The organism is Chryseobacterium sp. SNU WT5 (genome assembly GCF_007362475.1).
Taxonomy (GTDB): Bacteria; Bacteroidota; Bacteroidia; order Flavobacteriales; family Weeksellaceae; genus Kaistella.
This window is the reverse complement of the sequence record NZ_CP041687.1, coordinates 1,874,834-1,891,509: the sequence shown is the minus strand read 5'-3', so window position 1 is coordinate 1,891,509 and position 16,676 is coordinate 1,874,834. Positions and strand designations below refer to the sequence as shown.

General features: G+C 40.6%; 14 protein-coding genes and 3 pseudogenes. 12 read left to right on the top strand and 5 right to left on the bottom strand.

What is annotated here, in order from left to right; genetic code table 11:
• Positions 1-118 precede the first annotated feature (118 nt).
• Entirely contained in the window at positions 119-982 is an 864-nt protein-coding gene (locus tag FNJ88_RS09030; RefSeq protein ID WP_003013318.1) for an aminoglycoside 6-adenylyltransferase AadS, read from the bottom strand.
• A gap of 342 nt (positions 983-1,324) precedes the next feature.
• On the opposite strand from FNJ88_RS09030, the pseudogene FNJ88_RS14570 reads away from it, so the two are divergent.
• The 8 genes and pseudogenes from FNJ88_RS14570 to ere(D) all read left to right on the top strand — a co-directional run.
• Positions 1,325-1,525 (top strand): annotated as a pseudogene (locus FNJ88_RS14570) (phage integrase N-terminal SAM-like domain-containing protein); the annotation flags it as partial.
• A 57-nt stretch (positions 1,526-1,582) separates the two neighbouring features.
• Entirely contained in the window at positions 1,583-2,278 is a 696-nt protein-coding gene (locus FNJ88_RS09025) for a tyrosine-type recombinase/integrase (protein ID WP_262711455.1), read from the top strand.
• Positions 2,193-3,380, top strand: a complete 1,188-nt coding sequence (locus FNJ88_RS09020; RefSeq protein ID WP_410495265.1) for an IS91 family transposase — start codon at positions 2,193-2,195, stop codon at positions 3,378-3,380. Before FNJ88_RS09025 ends, FNJ88_RS09020 begins: the two co-directional genes overlap by 86 nt.
• A gap of 375 nt (positions 3,381-3,755) precedes the next feature.
• Complete coding sequence (catB, locus tag FNJ88_RS09015) at positions 3,756-4,385, top strand: type B chloramphenicol O-acetyltransferase (protein WP_035589996.1); 630 nt, start codon at positions 3,756-3,758, stop codon at positions 4,383-4,385.
• A 376-nt stretch (positions 4,386-4,761) separates the two neighbouring features.
• Positions 4,762-4,962 (top strand): annotated as a pseudogene (locus FNJ88_RS14565) (phage integrase N-terminal SAM-like domain-containing protein); the annotation flags it as partial.
• A 57-nt stretch (positions 4,963-5,019) separates the two neighbouring features.
• Positions 5,020-5,715, top strand: coding sequence for a tyrosine-type recombinase/integrase (locus tag FNJ88_RS09010; protein WP_262711455.1), 696 nt, complete (start codon positions 5,020-5,022; stop codon positions 5,713-5,715).
• Entirely contained in the window at positions 5,630-6,817 is a 1,188-nt protein-coding gene (locus tag FNJ88_RS09005; RefSeq protein WP_410495265.1) for an IS91 family transposase, read from the top strand. Before FNJ88_RS09010 ends, FNJ88_RS09005 begins: the two co-directional genes overlap by 86 nt.
• A 393-nt stretch (positions 6,818-7,210) precedes the next feature.
• Positions 7,211-8,437 (top strand): EreD family erythromycin esterase, encoded by a 1,227-nt coding sequence (ere(D), locus tag FNJ88_RS09000; RefSeq protein WP_095073170.1) that lies wholly within the window; start codon positions 7,211-7,213, stop codon positions 8,435-8,437.
• 205 nt (positions 8,438-8,642) lie between these two features.
• Here the strand turns inward: ere(D) and blaOXA are convergent, their stop codons facing one another.
• The 3 genes from blaOXA to lnu(I) form a co-directional block, all read right to left on the bottom strand.
• Positions 8,643-9,500, bottom strand: coding sequence for an OXA-1327 family class D beta-lactamase (blaOXA, locus tag FNJ88_RS08995; protein ID WP_005938297.1), 858 nt, complete (start codon positions 9,498-9,500; stop codon positions 8,643-8,645).
• Positions 9,501-9,687: 187 nt separating this feature from the next.
• Positions 9,688-10,854 (bottom strand): tetracycline-inactivating monooxygenase Tet(X2), encoded by a 1,167-nt coding sequence (locus tag FNJ88_RS08990; protein ID WP_008651082.1) that lies wholly within the window; start codon positions 10,852-10,854, stop codon positions 9,688-9,690.
• A gap of 153 nt (positions 10,855-11,007) precedes the next feature.
• Positions 11,008-11,778 carry a lincosamide nucleotidyltransferase Lnu(I) gene (gene lnu(I), locus FNJ88_RS08985; RefSeq protein WP_008992950.1) on the bottom strand — a complete coding sequence of 257 codons (771 nt, stop codon included), beginning with the start codon at positions 11,776-11,778 and terminating at the stop codon, positions 11,008-11,010.
• Between the two features lie 337 nt (positions 11,779-12,115).
• Here lnu(I) and FNJ88_RS08980 point away from each other — a divergent pair, with 337 nt between their 5' ends.
• Positions 12,116-13,186, top strand: coding sequence for a tyrosine-type recombinase/integrase (locus FNJ88_RS08980; protein WP_024567409.1), 1,071 nt, complete (start codon positions 12,116-12,118; stop codon positions 13,184-13,186).
• Positions 13,187-13,216: 30 nt separating this feature from the next.
• Here the strand turns inward: FNJ88_RS08980 and FNJ88_RS08975 are convergent, their stop codons facing one another.
• Entirely contained in the window at positions 13,217-13,687 is a 471-nt protein-coding gene (locus FNJ88_RS08975; RefSeq protein WP_024565583.1) for a GNAT family N-acetyltransferase, read from the bottom strand.
• Between the two features lie 671 nt (positions 13,688-14,358).
• Between FNJ88_RS08975 and FNJ88_RS08970 the strand changes: the two genes are divergently transcribed.
• The 3 genes and pseudogenes from FNJ88_RS08970 to FNJ88_RS08960 form a co-directional block, all read left to right on the top strand.
• Positions 14,359-15,267, top strand: coding sequence for an IS1595-like element ISBbi1 family transposase (locus FNJ88_RS08970; RefSeq protein WP_095073168.1), 909 nt, complete (start codon positions 14,359-14,361; stop codon positions 15,265-15,267).
• Between the two features lie 71 nt (positions 15,268-15,338).
• Positions 15,339-16,154 (top strand): sulfonamide-resistant dihydropteroate synthase Sul2, encoded by an 816-nt coding sequence (sul2, locus tag FNJ88_RS08965; RefSeq protein ID WP_001043260.1) that lies wholly within the window; start codon positions 15,339-15,341, stop codon positions 16,152-16,154.
• A 1-nt stretch (position 16,155) separates the two neighbouring features.
• Positions 16,156-16,656, top strand: a pseudogene (locus tag FNJ88_RS08960) (IS1595-like element ISBbi1 family transposase); the annotation flags it as partial.
• Positions 16,657-16,676 lie beyond the last annotated feature (20 nt).

Sequence of the window (16,676 nt, the reverse complement as noted above, 5' to 3'; positions counted from 1 at the left end):
CGATGGGCGGGATTTTTAGCACTGAACTTTAATCGAAGAACAGAAGTTGAATTTTGCACTTCCGTTGATACGAAGCCGTTCAGCCCGCCTATTGCCAATACGATGTTGTACGACGTAGTTATGTTTTGGGTTTTAGTCCAGCTAAATATTTTCGTATGTCATTTTCTAATTTATCCGGGTATTTGTACTCTAATTTTTTTGACAATTCAGTTCCTATTTCTGAAACTAAATCAGTCATTGAAAATAGAGCAGTCCAATTTTCCTTTATATCGCTCCCTGAAAATGTTTGTTCTGTTTTAGCCCACATTTCCTGGTTAAGATACTTTTTGAAAAGTCGTCCATATTTATTGGTCGTTATGTTCCAATTGTGTTCACTTGCAATGTGCCATTCAATTAAAGGAATTAGATATTCTGTGCGAATAACGGTTTCCGACATAAATTTCGCATAGAATATTTCATCTCTCACAAGACACTTTGCCACGTAAGTTGTGTCCCACCAAAAATCGTTTATTAGATTTTGAAACTCTTTTTCAGACGGTTTTTTGATAATGGAAATTTGATAAGTTGGTTTCAGCATTTGCTTTGTAATACCATCTTTATCAATTAAAATTTTATAACCAATATCCCAATCTTCTGGTAATTCTTTCTCTTGCGTTTCCTTTATAAATTTTGATTTGCTGTAAAGTTTAAAATCTACTTTCACACCGTCTTCATAAAGTAGCATTTTCATTGCGTGTTTATGGTTAAAACAACTTTCGTCTTCTTCAATCATAGCAATTGGATTTCCGAATTTAAGCGTCCAGCTTTTGTCTGAAATGTAATTTGTATTATCCTCAAAAACAAATTCAATGTCTAAATCACTAAATTCGTCAACAAGTGCTAAAGGATTTACAAGTGAACTTGTCAGAAGAAGAACTCTTACATCTTCGTTTTTCTCCGACCATTCTATAATTGTTCTTAACTTTTCTTCTCTGACTTTCATTTTGTTTGGTTCGGTTTTACTATGTCGTACAACGGGAAACGCATTGGCGAAGTGGCGGATAAATTGAGCCGAAAGTTCAATTTAGCAATAACGTAGCCGATGTGTTTCCAAAGAAGCTAATTTATTAAAAAAAAGCTGAATGTGGAACACATTCGGCGGATAAAAAAGCACGAAAGTTCAGTTTTGCACTTAACCCGCCATTTTGCCAATGCGATGTTGAACTAAACCTCCGGTAGCTTTTCCCATTCGCCGTTTTAGTAACTTTGTTTTTATTAACCCTTAAAAAACTCATCAAATGGCTACAAAAAAAAATCTCCGGAGGATTTAAGGACCAACAAATTCCTGAATCGTGCCTCGAGCGAAGTTAACGGTTTTGCCGAACTTCTGCAACGCTTCGAAAGAAATATCTCCATCCTGGGCAGAAGCAAGCGTACCTTCGACAATTATTCCCGTCACGTTGCAGCCTTAGCGCTTCATTTCGGTAAAGTCCCTACCGAATTAGACCCGGAAGACATTAAAGATTACCTTTTTGAACTTCAAAAGCGATCAAAAACCCCTTCTCAGTCGTACTTTAAACATACCGTTTACGGACTGCGGTTTTTGCTGAAAACCGAAGGCTTGCCTTACAGCTACCTCCATCTTCCCGCGATTCCAAAAGTGAAAAAACTTCCCACTATTTTAAGCCGTGAAGAAATCTGGCGAATGCTTCAAAGTGCCGAACTCCTGAAACACAAACTGCTCATCGGCCTGATCTACGGTTGCGGACTGCGCTGTATGGAAGTAAGAAATATCAAGCTTCAGCATTTGGATTTCGACCGGAAGATGCTGCATATCGTGCAGGGTAAAGGCGGCAAAGACCGGTATGTTCCCCTGTCCGAACATTTAATCAGAGGCTTGAAAACCTTCATCAGTATTGAAAATCCGGATCAGTATTTATTCAATGGGAACCATAACAGGAATATTGAGGAGATTGATTTAAAAACACATCAAAACGCTTTACAGAAACCGGATTTTGATTCCCGCTACAGCCAGCGCGGCGTTCAGTGGGTGATCAAAACCATTTCTAAAAAAGCCGGCATCACCAAAGAAGTCCACACCCACACTTTGCGCCACAGCTACGCCACGCATCTGCTGGAAGACGGCGTTCCGATCATCATGGTTCAGAAACTTATGGGTCATGAAAGAATTGAATCGACGATGGAATACCTCCATGTCTGCCAGCTATCGGATCAGCAGCCGCACAGCCCTCTGGATACCGTTTTCGCTTTATGCCGCAAAAATGGAATCCCGAAGTAAGGCAAAGCATCAAAACGGAGGCGTTGCAGATGTTCTTCGTAAACTCAATCTATCGGCCCGGAATTTTACGGTTCATCAGGAAAAAACGCTTCGGGCTCTATCATATTGCCGCACTTCAGCTTTGGGTGGTCATATCGATGCGTGTGACGAATGCGGAAATATGAGCATCAGTTACAACTCCTGCAGAAACCGTCACTGTCCCCAGTGTCAGGGACACAAAAAGGAAGAATGGATCCGGAAACGTGAAGCGGACTTGCTGCCGTGCAGCTATTATCATCTGGTTTTTACGCTTCCTGAAGAACTGAACGGTTTGTCCATTGCCAATCCCACCCTTGTTTACAAAACCTTATTTGAAGCCGCCTGGGCGACTTTAAACCAATTCGGTAACACCGAAGGAATCCAACTGGGAATGATTGCCATTCTACACACTTGGGGACAAAACCTGAGCCTGCATCCGCACCTGCACTGTATTGTTCCGGGTGGTGGCATCAACAGGCAGGGCAGATGGAAAAAGAAAGTACGAACCGATAAATATCTGTTCTCCGTAAAAGCGATGAGCAAAGTCTTCCGCGCGAAGTTTGTGGCTTCATTAAAGGCTTGTGGAATTAAAGATGCCCACCTCATGGACAGGCTCTTCACCAAAAACTGGGTCGTATATGCCAAGCGGCCTTTTGGCGGCCCGAAACAGGTGATCGAATATTTAGGCAGATACACCCACAAAGTCGCCATCAGCAACCACCGCATCAAAGAAGTTACCGATAAAGAAGTGCGTTTTGGCTACAAAGATTACCGGAAAGGTGGCGAAAAAAAGGAGATGACCCTATCCCATGTGGAGTTTATCAGGCGCTTCAGTCTTCATATTCTGCCCAGAAGGTTTGTGCGAATCCGCCATTACGGGATTTTGAGCAGCAGCTGGAAACGTGGGAAACTCCGGGCTCTGCAATCCGGTTTAAAGATCAAGATCCCGGAGGTAACACCCAAAACGCTGCTCAATAAATGCCGGTGCTGCAAGGAGGGAAACCTGGTGACCATTGCTGTTTTCGGGCAGCGCGGTCCGCCGCAGGACTTTCTTTTCGTCACCCAACCTTTGTCTGCGAAATAAACTTTGCGGGTAAGGGAAACTGTGTTTTGCAGCGAAGAAAAAACGCAGAAAACCACTTCCAAAGGCTACCCAACGCCACAAAAAAAAGCAGTCCTTCTAAAAAAACTGCTTTGTACCTCTAAATCCTAAAAACGACATCCCCATAAGAGGACCAAAATGCTGTTGAAAAGCCACTGGAGCTTCCGTTCAACGGGCTTTCATTTCTTGTCTTGCAGACAAAACGAAAGCTTAGTTATTATGTGTAGTTTTTTTGTATATTTGTCAGATGAAATTATCAGATTAGCATATTTACTTTACGCAACGTATAGGAAGAGAATAGTTTAGTACTATTCTTTGTCTCCTTATTGTCTTATTGTAAATTAAATATGTTAAATAATGAAAAATTTCTTCGAAAGTCCTTTTAAAGGAAAAATAATCAAAGACCACATAACTAATCCCAATATAATTTCGGGTAAATATTCTTATTATTCCGGTTATTATCACGGTCATTCATTTGATGATTGTGCTCGTTATCTGTTTCCGGACAGGAATGATGTCGATAAACTAATTATCGGTTCTTACTGCTCAATAGGGAGTGGTGCAAGTTTCATAATGGCAGGTAATCAAGGTCATAAATATGATTGGATTTCCAGTTTTCCATTTTTTTATATGTCTGAATTTGATGTTTTCAGTAAAAGCCAAGATGGATTTCAAAAAGCAGGAGATACAGTTGTTGGGAATGATGTTTGGATTGGTAGTGAAGCTATGATAATGCCAGGAGTTCAGATAGGAGATGGAGCTGTTATTGGCAGTCGTGCTTTGGTTACAAAAGATGTTGAACCTTATTCAATTGTAGGGGGAAATCCAGCCAAATTAATAAAAAAGAGATTTAGCGATGATGACATCCAAAAGTTGCAGGAAATGAAATGGTGGGAATGGGATGAGGAAAATCTTTTTGAAGCAATGCCAATTCTTTGTTCAAATAAAATCGATTTGTTGTACAAGTTTTTTAGAAAAATGAAATGATAAAAAGAAGGTTCCGGAATTCGGAGCCTTTTTGTTTTAACTGCGTTTGCGGCTAAAATTACACATAACGGGAAACGCATTGGCGAAGTGGCGGATAAATTGGACAAAAAGTTCAATTTAGCGAGAACGTAGCCGATGTGTTTCCACAGAGCTAACTTACAAATAAAAAGCGAATGTGGAACACATTCGGCGGAATAAAATGCAGAAACTTTCAATTTAGCACTTAACCTGCCATTTTGCCAATGCGATGTTGAACTAAACCTCCGGTAGCTTTTCCCATTCGCCGTTTTAGTAACTTTGTTTTTATTAACCCTTAAAAAACTCATCAAATGGCTACAAAAAAAAATCTCCGGAGGATTTAAGGACCAACAAATTCCTGAATCGTGCCTCGAGCGAAGTTAACGGTTTTGCCGAACTTCTGCAACGCTTCGAAAGAAATATCTCCATCCTGGGCAGAAGCAAGCGTACCTTCGACAATTATTCCCGTCACGTTGCAGCCTTAGCGCTTCATTTCGGTAAAGTCCCTACCGAATTAGACCCGGAAGACATTAAAGATTACCTTTTTGAACTTCAAAAGCGATCAAAAACCCCTTCTCAGTCGTACTTTAAACATACCGTTTACGGACTGCGGTTTTTGCTGAAAACCGAAGGCTTGCCTTACAGCTACCTCCATCTTCCCGCGATTCCAAAAGTGAAAAAACTTCCCACTATTTTAAGCCGTGAAGAAATCTGGCGAATGCTTCAAAGTGCCGAACTCCTGAAACACAAACTGCTCATCGGCCTGATCTACGGTTGCGGACTGCGCTGTATGGAAGTAAGAAATATCAAGCTTCAGCATTTGGATTTCGACCGGAAGATGCTGCATATCGTGCAGGGTAAAGGCGGCAAAGACCGGTATGTTCCCCTGTCCGAACATTTAATCAGAGGCTTGAAAACCTTCATCAGTATTGAAAATCCGGATCAGTATTTATTCAATGGGAACCATAACAGGAATATTGAGGAGATTGATTTAAAAACACATCAAAACGCTTTACAGAAACCGGATTTTGATTCCCGCTACAGCCAGCGCGGCGTTCAGTGGGTGATCAAAACCATTTCTAAAAAAGCCGGCATCACCAAAGAAGTCCACACCCACACTTTGCGCCACAGCTACGCCACGCATCTGCTGGAAGACGGCGTTCCGATCATCATGGTTCAGAAACTTATGGGTCATGAAAGAATTGAATCGACGATGGAATACCTCCATGTCTGCCAGCTATCGGATCAGCAGCCGCACAGCCCTCTGGATACCGTTTTCGCTTTATGCCGCAAAAATGGAATCCCGAAGTAAGGCAAAGCATCAAAACGGAGGCGTTGCAGATGTTCTTCGTAAACTCAATCTATCGGCCCGGAATTTTACGGTTCATCAGGAAAAAACGCTTCGGGCTCTATCATATTGCCGCACTTCAGCTTTGGGTGGTCATATCGATGCGTGTGACGAATGCGGAAATATGAGCATCAGTTACAACTCCTGCAGAAACCGTCACTGTCCCCAGTGTCAGGGACACAAAAAGGAAGAATGGATCCGGAAACGTGAAGCGGACTTGCTGCCGTGCAGCTATTATCATCTGGTTTTTACGCTTCCTGAAGAACTGAACGGTTTGTCCATTGCCAATCCCACCCTTGTTTACAAAACCTTATTTGAAGCCGCCTGGGCGACTTTAAACCAATTCGGTAACACCGAAGGAATCCAACTGGGAATGATTGCCATTCTACACACTTGGGGACAAAACCTGAGCCTGCATCCGCACCTGCACTGTATTGTTCCGGGTGGTGGCATCAACAGGCAGGGCAGATGGAAAAAGAAAGTACGAACCGATAAATATCTGTTCTCCGTAAAAGCGATGAGCAAAGTCTTCCGCGCGAAGTTTGTGGCTTCATTAAAGGCTTGTGGAATTAAAGATGCCCACCTCATGGACAGGCTCTTCACCAAAAACTGGGTCGTATATGCCAAGCGGCCTTTTGGCGGCCCGAAACAGGTGATCGAATATTTAGGCAGATACACCCACAAAGTCGCCATCAGCAACCACCGCATCAAAGAAGTTACCGATAAAGAAGTGCGTTTTGGCTACAAAGATTACCGGAAAGGTGGCGAAAAAAAGGAGATGACCCTATCCCATGTGGAGTTTATCAGGCGCTTCAGTCTTCATATTCTGCCCAGAAGGTTTGTGCGAATCCGCCATTACGGGATTTTGAGCAGCAGCTGGAAACGTGGGAAACTCCGGGCTCTGCAATCCGGTTTAAAGATCAAGATCCCGGAGGTAACACCCAAAACGCTGCTCAATAAATGCCGGTGCTGCAAGGAGGGAAACCTGGTGACCATTGCTGTTTTCGGGCAGCGCGGTCCGCCGCAGGACTTTCTTTTCGTCACCCAACCTTTGTCTGCGAAATAAACTTTGCGGGTAAGGGAAACTGTGTTTTGCAGCGAAGAAAAAACGCAGAAAACCACTTCCAAAGGCTACCCAACGCCACAAAAAAAAGCAGTCCTTCTAAAAAAACTGCTTTGTACCTCTAAATCCTAAAAACGACATCCCCATAAGAGGACCAAAATGCTGTTGAAAAGCCACTGGAGCTTCCGTTCAACGGGCTTTCATTTCTTGTCTTGCAGACAAAACGAAAGCTTAGTTATTATGTGAAGGAATTTTTAGTATCTTTGTATTCAAATAATTCACATTTTATGTATTTCAGCAAGCCTTGGTAATTAAAAATTAAAGTAAATTATTAAATCGTCTTTTTGAGACGGTTGCTATTTGGTACGTTAATTTTTAATTTAAAATAAGGTAATAATGAAAAATATAAAACCCTTAACTTTTCCGTTTAATTCGGAAAATAATACATCCATAAAACAAAGTCTTTTTCGATTTCGAGAATATTTTGATTCTTCTACAATTGTTGGTTTAGGCGAAAACTCACATTTCATAAAAGAGTTTTTTACATTCAGGCATCAAGTTATTGAGTTTTTAGTAACTGAATGTGATTTTGACACCTTGGCATTTGAGTTTGGTTTTTCTGAAGGATTAGAAGTTGATAAGTGGATAAAATCACAAATTCCATTCGACGATTTGGATAAGTTACTGTCACACTTTTATTATCCAAATGAGTTTAAAGATACTTTGCTATGGCTTCGTCGGTATAATCAAGACAATAATAATCAAATTACCTTTTTAGGTGTGGATATTCCTAAAAATGGAGGTTCTTATTTTCCAAACTTTCGTATTGTATCTGATTATTTGCAAAGACTTTCAATCGTTTCTTCTGATGTCTTACAGAAGATTTTAAATCTTGCTGAGAAATTTGATTTCTATTCGACTTCTCAGCTTGCGTTAAATTTATCGCTTTTTGATGAAGCTGAACATAATGAATTAAAAGCATTGCTATTAAAAGTTTACATTCGTTTGATTACTCTTCAACCAAAATTAGAAAGTTTAGAATTTCAATCGATAGTTCATCAAGTTAAAGGCTTGATTTATATGAATTATAATGCTGATGCTATGGAAAGTTTCATTACTGAAAGGGGAATTGAAGGAGATATGGGAGCAAAAGACCAGTATATGGCAGAAAGCATTGATTGGTTTTTGAAAAATTCACTTGGTAAAAAGATTATTTTGGTTGCCCACAATGCTCACATTCAAAAAACTCCGGTAGATTTTGATGGATTTATTAGTTGTTATCCAATGGGGCAAAGACTTTCGATGACTTTTGGAGAAAAATATAAAGCATTTGCAATAACTAATCTACGTGGAGAAACTGCGGCATTGTATCCTGATAATGATTATCAATTTGGCTTTAGGGTTGATAAATTTCCACTTGATTTTCCAGAGTCGGATTCTGTTGAATTTATTATGCAAGAATTTGGAGGAAAAGAATGCTGTTTACTAATGAACAGAAGTACGGAATTAAAAAATTGTAATAAGATTCGATTTGATTCGATGTGCCTAAAAACTGAAATAGAAGAAGCTTTTGACGGAATTTTTCTAATAGAAAAATCAACTGTTTCAGAAGTAGTGGATTGAGAATTTATAAATTTAATTTCGAAACGGCACTTTCTTTTTGGAGGTGCCGTTTTATTCTTTCACATAACGGTTTGGCGCTTGGCGCAGTGGCGGATTTTGGAGCACAAAACTGTCAATACACCACAAAAGTTGATGCGAGGTAGAATGTTCAATTAACCACGTCACCCGCCATTGAGCCAAACGCCTGTTACCTGCTGGCATTCTTTTAAATTATATTCAAGTCTTTAAATACTTTTTTGGTAATTTCTTTTCTGCAACTTCCGAAATCAGACCTTTTCATTTTTCTGTCTTGTAAAAGTCTTGTTGCAAAAATATAAGTCCCATTTTTGGTCTCAATGTACCCTGTCCACCAACCTGTATTGATGTTATTTTCCCTTGTCCAACCTGTCTTAGCCCTTATAGTATATTCTTCATTTTGTTCCGTAATCATTACGTTTTTAACAATGTCAATATTTCGCTTAGAAAAGGGTAATTTTTCTTCATAAAAAGATTTTACAAATTCGACCTGATTTTTAGGCGAAATTGCAAAGTCTCCAAAATTCCAAAAATCGGCTTCAGTTTGGGATAAATTATTGTTTCCATACTTGCTCTCTGCGAGGTGTTTTCTATAGGTATCTTTTCCGATTTTCTTTGCAAGTTCTACAAAAACCCAACCTGCTGATAATTCAAAGGCTTCTTTGACTGGCATATCGTGATAAATTTCGGGTCTATAACCATACTTAACTGTATCTGTACTACCAACCCATTTTATTATTTCGTTTTCATCTTTGATAGTATTAGTTTCAAGAGCAATCAATAAATTTATAATCTTGAATGTAGATGCTGGAAGCGTTTCAATTTCTAATCCAACTGTGTCCGATACAATCCATTTATCATTTCTAATGTCATAAATAGCAATTGTGCCTTCAACTCCGCAACTGTCAAAATAATTTTGGAAGTCGCCCCGTATATTTATGTCGTTCTTAGCCAAAATATTTGATTTTCCATCTGCTTGTCTGTTAGACGAACATCCATAAATAAGGAAAAGTGTTACAATAAAAGAAAATAAACTTTTTGATTTCATTAGTTTCTTGAATTTACGGTTTGGTTTTTTATGCTTGCAGGTAACGTTTGGCAAATTGGCGATGGAGCCGACTTTTAGCACAAATGTTGAATAGAATTACTAATCTTCAACATTGCACAAAAGTTCAATAGAAGTACTTCACCGGCTCTATTGCCAATTTGTTTGTTATGTGCCGTTTTATTCCATTTTATACATTTAACAATTGCTGAAACGTAAAGTCGGGTTTAAACATTTCAATTTCGTTTTGAGTTGATTCTTCTTGTGCTTCTTTGCCATAGATAAACATTTGCTGTTCATAATTTTTAACAGCCTCTTCAATGCTATTAAATTTTCCATCGGCTAGATTATCAGACAATATCAAGGCATCCACCAACCCACTATTTACTCCCTGCCCTGCAAAAGGCGGCATCAAATGTGCGGCATCCCCAATCATTGTTATGGGTAATGGGCGCTTGCTTTTCCAAGGCTTTTCTAAAGGAAATATCCGTGTAGCCAATCCTACAAATGACAACGTCGTATGAATCAATTCTTTGTAGCGTTCGTCCCAATCGGAAAATTCTTTCAGAAGAAAATCAACGACACTATTTCTGTTTTGAAAATCTACCTGCGTTTGGTTTTTCCATTCATCAGGTGTTTTAAAACTTATTCCAAAATGCAATGCACCATTATTATTGGGGTTAGCAAATAATAAATTACCTTGGTGAGATGCCATTAGCCGGTTTCCATTGCATAGCTGAAAAAATCCAGGACAGTTTATCTCTGGTTGATGAATATCGGCTTGTATATTGAAAGTACCTGTTTCTTCAACTTCCGTGTCGGTAACAAATTTTCTTACCTTGGACATCCCGCCATTGGCAAGAATAACCAAATCTGCTGTTTCACTCGGTTTATTCTCAAAAGTTAGTGTCCACTTCTTCTTACCAGGTTCAAGCATAACAAGTTTTCTATCCCAAATAACCGTGTCGTTTTCTAAACTATTCAACAAGATAGCCCTTAAGTCATTTCTGTTTATTTCAGGATTGTCAAATCGATTTTCGGGCTTTACATTTTTTGTGGATAAAATATTGCCTTTTTCATCAGCAATATTTACACCCATTGGTAAGGCTAAGTCATAATAAGTTTGTAACAATCCCGCTTTTTTCATTGCTTCCTGACCTGAACCTTTGTGTAGGTCAAGGGTTCCACCAAAAATTCTTGCCTCTCGGTCGTTGTCTCTTTCGTAAACTGAAACGTCTATGCCGTTTTGCTGTAATAATTTTGCCATAGTCAGTCCAACGGGTCCACCACCAATTATTGCAACGTTCTTATCACTAAGTAAATTCATTTGTTTGTCTGTATCTATTCGCATTGTCATTCAAAAATGGCACATAACGGTCAAGTATAAGCGTAGTGCGGGATTTCGGAGCAATTCACTGTCCGCCCACCACAAAGTTTCTTAGGAGCAAAAATGCTCAAATTTAGCAGTTCAGCCCGCATTACGCTTATACAATGTTGGCGGTAGTTTTTTTTATTCAATTCTCCTTAATACCCCCTTTAATTTTGCTTCAACTCCAAGATTATCAAAAAGTTTTTCAGTCAATGTTAATGTCTTCTTGAAAGCTGTTTTAATATCTGTCGGATCTAATTCTGATGTTGTCTCCTGAAATAACGAATACCAATCTGGGTCTATGTCTTTTTCCAAGCTTTTTGTTGGACTTTCCCAATGTTTGGTTTGGTATGTTTCAATTCTTATTAACCAAAGTAAATATTTTTGAACATTTGATAAGCTTTGGTAAGCGTGAGCAAATTCCTGTCGTTTAATTAAGTTGCTTGTTGTAAGTAAAACATTCAACAATGATTGGCTCAACCACAGGATATTTTCATTTGTTGTTCGATCAGGTACTTTAGTTTTTATTTCTTTGAGCGTGTTAGTCAATAAATCTTCTTTATCTACTAAAATCATCTTGTCAAAGTCGCTAAACTCTACCAAACCGTCCCACGATTTGATAACTTCCATTTGGTCGTTTGTCAAAAAATGAAACTCCCCCCTTATCATATTTTCAAAAATGGCAACTTCACTTCCATACTCGTTGGTAAAATATAATGCCAAAGGATGAATTTGGCTTACCCAATTTTCAGCGGAAAAATTTTCTTTATCCTTCAAGAAGATGTAGAATTCAATATCTGAATATTTGTCCCCTTCATTTTTGGTAAATGACCCGTACATAAATACGGCAGAAATATTTTTATCATTTTGAGCTATTGACTTTGTTTTGTCAATCATTTGTAACTGTGTCATTTTCTAATTTTTTAATATTAACAATCGCCCTTTCTACTTTGCGTATTAAAGGATATTTCAATTCTTATTCTATCTTACAGTTACTTATAGCTTCATTTTCTTGAATGTTTTTCGTTGTTAATTGTTTCTTCAAATTACCGCCAACACTCAAATATATGAATATTTATGAATCAAGCATCATAAAATCGTAATTTTTTTTGAATCTTTATTAAGTATTTGTATATTAATATTTTATAGCTATATTTGGATTGCGTATTTTAAATTATTGGCGGCGGATAACATCCAACGCCATCTGATTTTAGCTTTTTTTAATATATAAAAAATACGCAGTGGTGGTATGGATTTTTCAGACAAAAGATTTCAGTTTTCCTCCGGAACTCACAACGGCTCCAACGTTATTTGGGTGCAGTTTGAAAAAGACCGGCAGCTCATTTCCTTTCTGCGCGAACACACAAAAGCACGGTGGTCCGCCTCACAAAAAAAATGGTATGTTACCGATAACAGGCACTACCGCAAACTTTTTGGGCTGCCCGAGAAAATAACCGGCAAGGCAGTACTCTCCAAAATTCACCTTGTCAATTTGCCGGAGTTCCAGCGTTTCCAGGAACATCTCCTGCTGAAGCGGTACAGTCAAAATACCTTACGCACTTACAGCATAGAATTTGCACAGTTGCTCTACATCCTAAAAAGTTATCCCGTGCAGGAGCTTTCTCCCGAACGTTTGCGGTCTTATTTCCTCTACTGCCACGAAAAACTGAAACTCTCGGAAAGCGAAATCCACAGCCGCATGAATGCCGTAAAGTTTTATTTTGAGCAAGTGCTCCACCGCCAAAAAATGTTTTTCGACATTCCGCGCCCAAAGAAAAAGCTGCTGCTTCCCAAAATGCTCAGCAAAGCTGAAATCAAGAAAATAATAGCTGCCACACTAAATCTCAAACATTCACTTGTTCTGAAAGTGTGTTACGGCATGGGGCTCCGTGTGAGTGAAGTGGTAGCGTTAAAACTTTCCGATATCGACAGTGCGGAAATGCTGGTGCGCATCGAACAGGGGAAAGGTAAAAAAGACCGCATCGCCGTACTTCCCCAAAGCTTACTGCCCGAATTGCGGGAATATTACCTGAGCTACCGCCCAAAGGTTTACCTTTTCGAGGGTAAAGAAGGCGAGGCATATTCTGTACGGTCTGCGCAGGCGGTATTTAGGAAGGCGATGGAAAAGGCAGGCATTCGCAAGAAAGTCGGTATTCACGGATTGCGCCACAGTTTTGCCACTCACTTAATGGAAACAGGAACCGATATCCGCTTTATTCAGGAGCTCCTTGGGCATAATTCCATTAAAACCACCCAAATCTACACGCATGTGACAGACCTTTCAAAGTCCAGGATAAAAAGTCCGCTGGATTCTTTATAATTTTTTTCTAAAACGGCTGTTCTTTCCTGTTTAAAAGTGTTTCTCCATTTTGATATTTGCTCTTTCGTAAACTCCACTTTCAAGTTCAACTTCTTCAAACCCATATTTTCTAAATAAATGAATAGCCGATTGCAACGTTGTGTTTGAGTATAAAATAAGTATCGTTATTTGTTTTTGTTTGGCAATATTTAAGCAATGTTCAATCAATATTGTCCCAATACCGTGTCCCTGTGCTTTGTCGCTGACAGCCAATTTACCTAATTCGTAAACCGTTTCACTTTTCTTTAACAGTGAGGCTGTACCAACAATTTCACCATTGAGTTTAGCATAATAAATATGGCCGCCTTTGTCTATGATATGCTTTTGGGGATCTGAAAGTGATGCAACATCACCTTCTTCTATACGAAAATATTTTTCAAGCCACTCGTAATTCAGTGTCTTAATTGGTTCAGATAACTCTTCTGAAAATTCTATGATATCAACCAAGTTTTTTTTACTCATTTGCCGGACAATTACATTTATAGATTTTTTTAAATCGACTGTTCTTCCCTGCTTACATCACTTCTTCCACAGTATAGATCCAATTTAAAACCAAAAATAAATTGGAGAAATAACAGATTTATTATAGATTTTTCTATTTTTTTAAAGAAATTAATAACTTAAAGATCCGCTGAACTAAAGCTTCGGCAGCTTTAACAACCGCCTAAATCTGTAACTTTGTAAAATTAACTAAAAACGGGTAAACCGCCCAAAAAAGAGACTCTTTCAGAAATCCCCTGTAAATCTCTAAAATCCTTCGCCGATAAACCCATAATGCTGAAAAAAAACTCCCGAAGCTTCCGTTAAATAGGGTATCACTGTTCGTTATTCGCACGCAACAAGAACTTAGCTGTTGAACTAAACCTCCGGTAGCTTTTCCCATTTGCCGTTTTAGTAACTTTGTTTTTATTAACCTTTTAAAAACTCATGAAATGGCTAAAAAAAAAAATCTACGGAGGATTTAAGGACCAACTATATAGCTCCAACAGATAATTGTATTCATGATGGCTCCACAGTTAATACAAAGAGTTTGGATATTGTTATGACGTATTTGGGACATTTTAAAATTTAATCTGATTCTCCGCAAACACACCTAATATTTTTAGTATATTAGCGCTCAAAAAGCAGGGATTATGAACATATTCAGTTTTACGGCTCATTTCGGTTCGGAGGAAGATTGTCGTTTGCATTTCAAGGAGCAGCGTGATAAGGAAGGGGTTGTCTGCAAGCGATGCGGGGGCACTTCCCATTATTGGTTACAGGGTAAATGGAGTTATGAATGCAAAGGTTGCCGTTTCCGCACCTCGTTGCGCAGCGGTACGATCATGGAGAGCTCCAAGCTGCCGTTTCTGGTGTGGTACAAAACGATGTTCCTGATGAGTTGCACAAAAAAGGGATTCTCCACCAACGAACTCCAGAAGCAATTAGGATTGAAGCGTTACGAACCGGTATGGGCGATGGTACACAAACTCCGCAGGGCGATGGGCAACCGGGATGCAAGGTATACACTGGAAGGGATGATAGAACTGGATGAGGGTTACTTTTCGGTGGCCAGTAAGGAAATCGAGCGAGGCAAGGGTACACGTGGCCGGGGAGCCGAGGGAAAGCAGAACGTTGCGGTGATGGCCGAAAGCACCCCGTTGGAAGATATCGAAACGGGCAAAAAGGAGAAGCATGTGCGTTATTTCAAGGCCAGGGTACTGGATAGCCATCAAAGTGAAGGAATCAACGGCGTGGTCAGGGACTGCATGGAGGATGATGCCATCGTATTTTCGGACAAAAGCACTTCTTACGTTGACATCTCCGATCTGGTGGAATTGCACGTCACCGAGAAATCAGACGCCAAAACCACCAAGGAAACACTCAAATGGGTGCATATCGCAATCAGTAATGCAAAACGGACATTGCTGGGCAACTACCATAAAATCAAAAGGAAATACTTACAGTTGTATCTCAACGAGTTTATTTACAAATTAAACAGACGGTATTTTGGAGACAAACTCTTTGACAGAATAGTAATTGCGAATATAACAGGTGCATAAACGGATAATCAGAATCTTTAAACATCCTAATTAACTACCTGCGGATTTTAGGTATTATTATAGAAGCCCCCATGAATAAATCGCTCATCATTTTCGGCATCGTCAACATAACCTCGGACAGTTTCTCCGATGGAGGCCGGTATCTGGCGCCAGACGCAGCCATTGCGCAGGCGCGTAAGCTGATGGCCGAGGGGGCAGATGTGATCGACCTCGGTCCGGCATCCAGCAATCCCGACGCCGCGCCTGTTTCGTCCGACACAGAAATCGCGCGTATCGCGCCGGTGCTGGACGCGCTCAAGGCAGATGGCATTCCCGTCTCGCTCGACAGTTATCAACCCGCGACGCAAGCCTATGCCTTGTCGCGTGGTGTGGCCTATCTCAATGATATTCGCGGTTTTCCAGACGCTGCGTTCTATCCGCAATTGGCGAAATCATCTGCCAAACTCGTCGTTATGCATTCGGTGCAAGACGGGCAGGCAGATCGGCGCGAGGCACCCGCTGGCGACATCATGGATCACATTGCGGCGTTCTTTGACGCGCGCATCGCGGCGCTGACGGGTGCCGGTATCAAACGCAACCGCCTTGTCCTTGATCCCGGCATGGGGTTTTTTCTGGGGGCTGCTCCCGAAACCTCGCTCTCGGTGCTGGCGCGGTTCGATGAATTGCGGCTGCGCTTCGATTTGCCGGTGCTTCTGTCTGTTTCGCGCAAATCCTTTCTGCGCGCGCTCACAGGCCGTGGTCCGGGGGATGTCGGGGCCGCGACACTCGCTGCAGAGCTTGCCGCCGCCGCAGGTGGAGCTGACTTCATCCGCACACACGAGCCGCGCCCCTTGCGCGACGGGCTGGCGGTATTGGCGGCGCTGAAAGAAACCGCAAGAATTCGTTAACTTTTCGGTGGCCAGTAAGGAAATCGAGCGAGGCAAGGGTACACGTGGCCGGGGAGCCGAGGGAAAGCAGAACGTTGCGGTGATGGCCGAAAGCACCCCGTTGGAAGATATCGAAACGGGCAAAAAGGAGAAGCATGTGCGTTATTTCAAGGCCAGGGTACTGGATAGCCATCAAAGTGAAGGAATCAACGGCGTGGTCAGGGACTGCATGGAGGATGATGCCATCGTATTTTCGGACAAAAGCACTTCTTACGTTGACATCTCCGATCTGGTGGAATTGCACGTCACCGAGAAATCAGACGCCAAAACCACCAAGGAAACACTCAAATGGGTGCATATCGCAATCAGTAATGCAAAACGGACATTGCTGGGCAACTACCATAAAATCAAAAGGAAATACTTACAGTTGTATCTCAACGAGTTTATTTACAAATTAAACAGACGGTATTTTGGAGACAAACTCTTTGACAGACTAGTAATTGCGAATATAACAGGTGCATAAACGGATAATCAGTAAATTTA

Excerpts from the sequence above, each read along its gene's own strand:
- FNJ88_RS08990 (WP_008651082.1), bottom strand. The coding sequence starts at position 10,854 with ATGACAATGCGAATAGATACAGACAAACAAATGAATTTACTTAGTGAT.
- sul2 (WP_001043260.1), top strand. The coding sequence starts at position 15,339 with ATGAATAAATCGCTCATCATTTTCGGCATCGTCAACATAACCTCGGAC.
- FNJ88_RS09030 (WP_003013318.1), bottom strand. The coding sequence starts at position 982 with ATGAAAGTCAGAGAAGAAAAGTTAAGAACAATTATAGAATGGTCGGAG.
- blaOXA (WP_005938297.1), bottom strand. The coding sequence starts at position 9,500 with ATGAAATCAAAAAGTTTATTTTCTTTTATTGTAACACTTTTCCTTATT.
- FNJ88_RS09005 (WP_410495265.1), top strand. The coding sequence starts at position 5,630 with ATGTCTGCCAGCTATCGGATCAGCAGCCGCACAGCCCTCTGGATACCG.
- FNJ88_RS08975 (WP_024565583.1), bottom strand. The coding sequence starts at position 13,687 with ATGAGTAAAAAAAACTTGGTTGATATCATAGAATTTTCAGAAGAGTTA.
- FNJ88_RS09020 (WP_410495265.1), top strand. The coding sequence starts at position 2,193 with ATGTCTGCCAGCTATCGGATCAGCAGCCGCACAGCCCTCTGGATACCG.
- catB (WP_035589996.1), top strand. The coding sequence starts at position 3,756 with ATGAAAAATTTCTTCGAAAGTCCTTTTAAAGGAAAAATAATCAAAGAC.
- FNJ88_RS08980 (WP_024567409.1), top strand. The coding sequence starts at position 12,116 with ATGGATTTTTCAGACAAAAGATTTCAGTTTTCCTCCGGAACTCACAAC.
- FNJ88_RS08970 (WP_095073168.1), top strand. The coding sequence starts at position 14,359 with ATGAACATATTCAGTTTTACGGCTCATTTCGGTTCGGAGGAAGATTGT.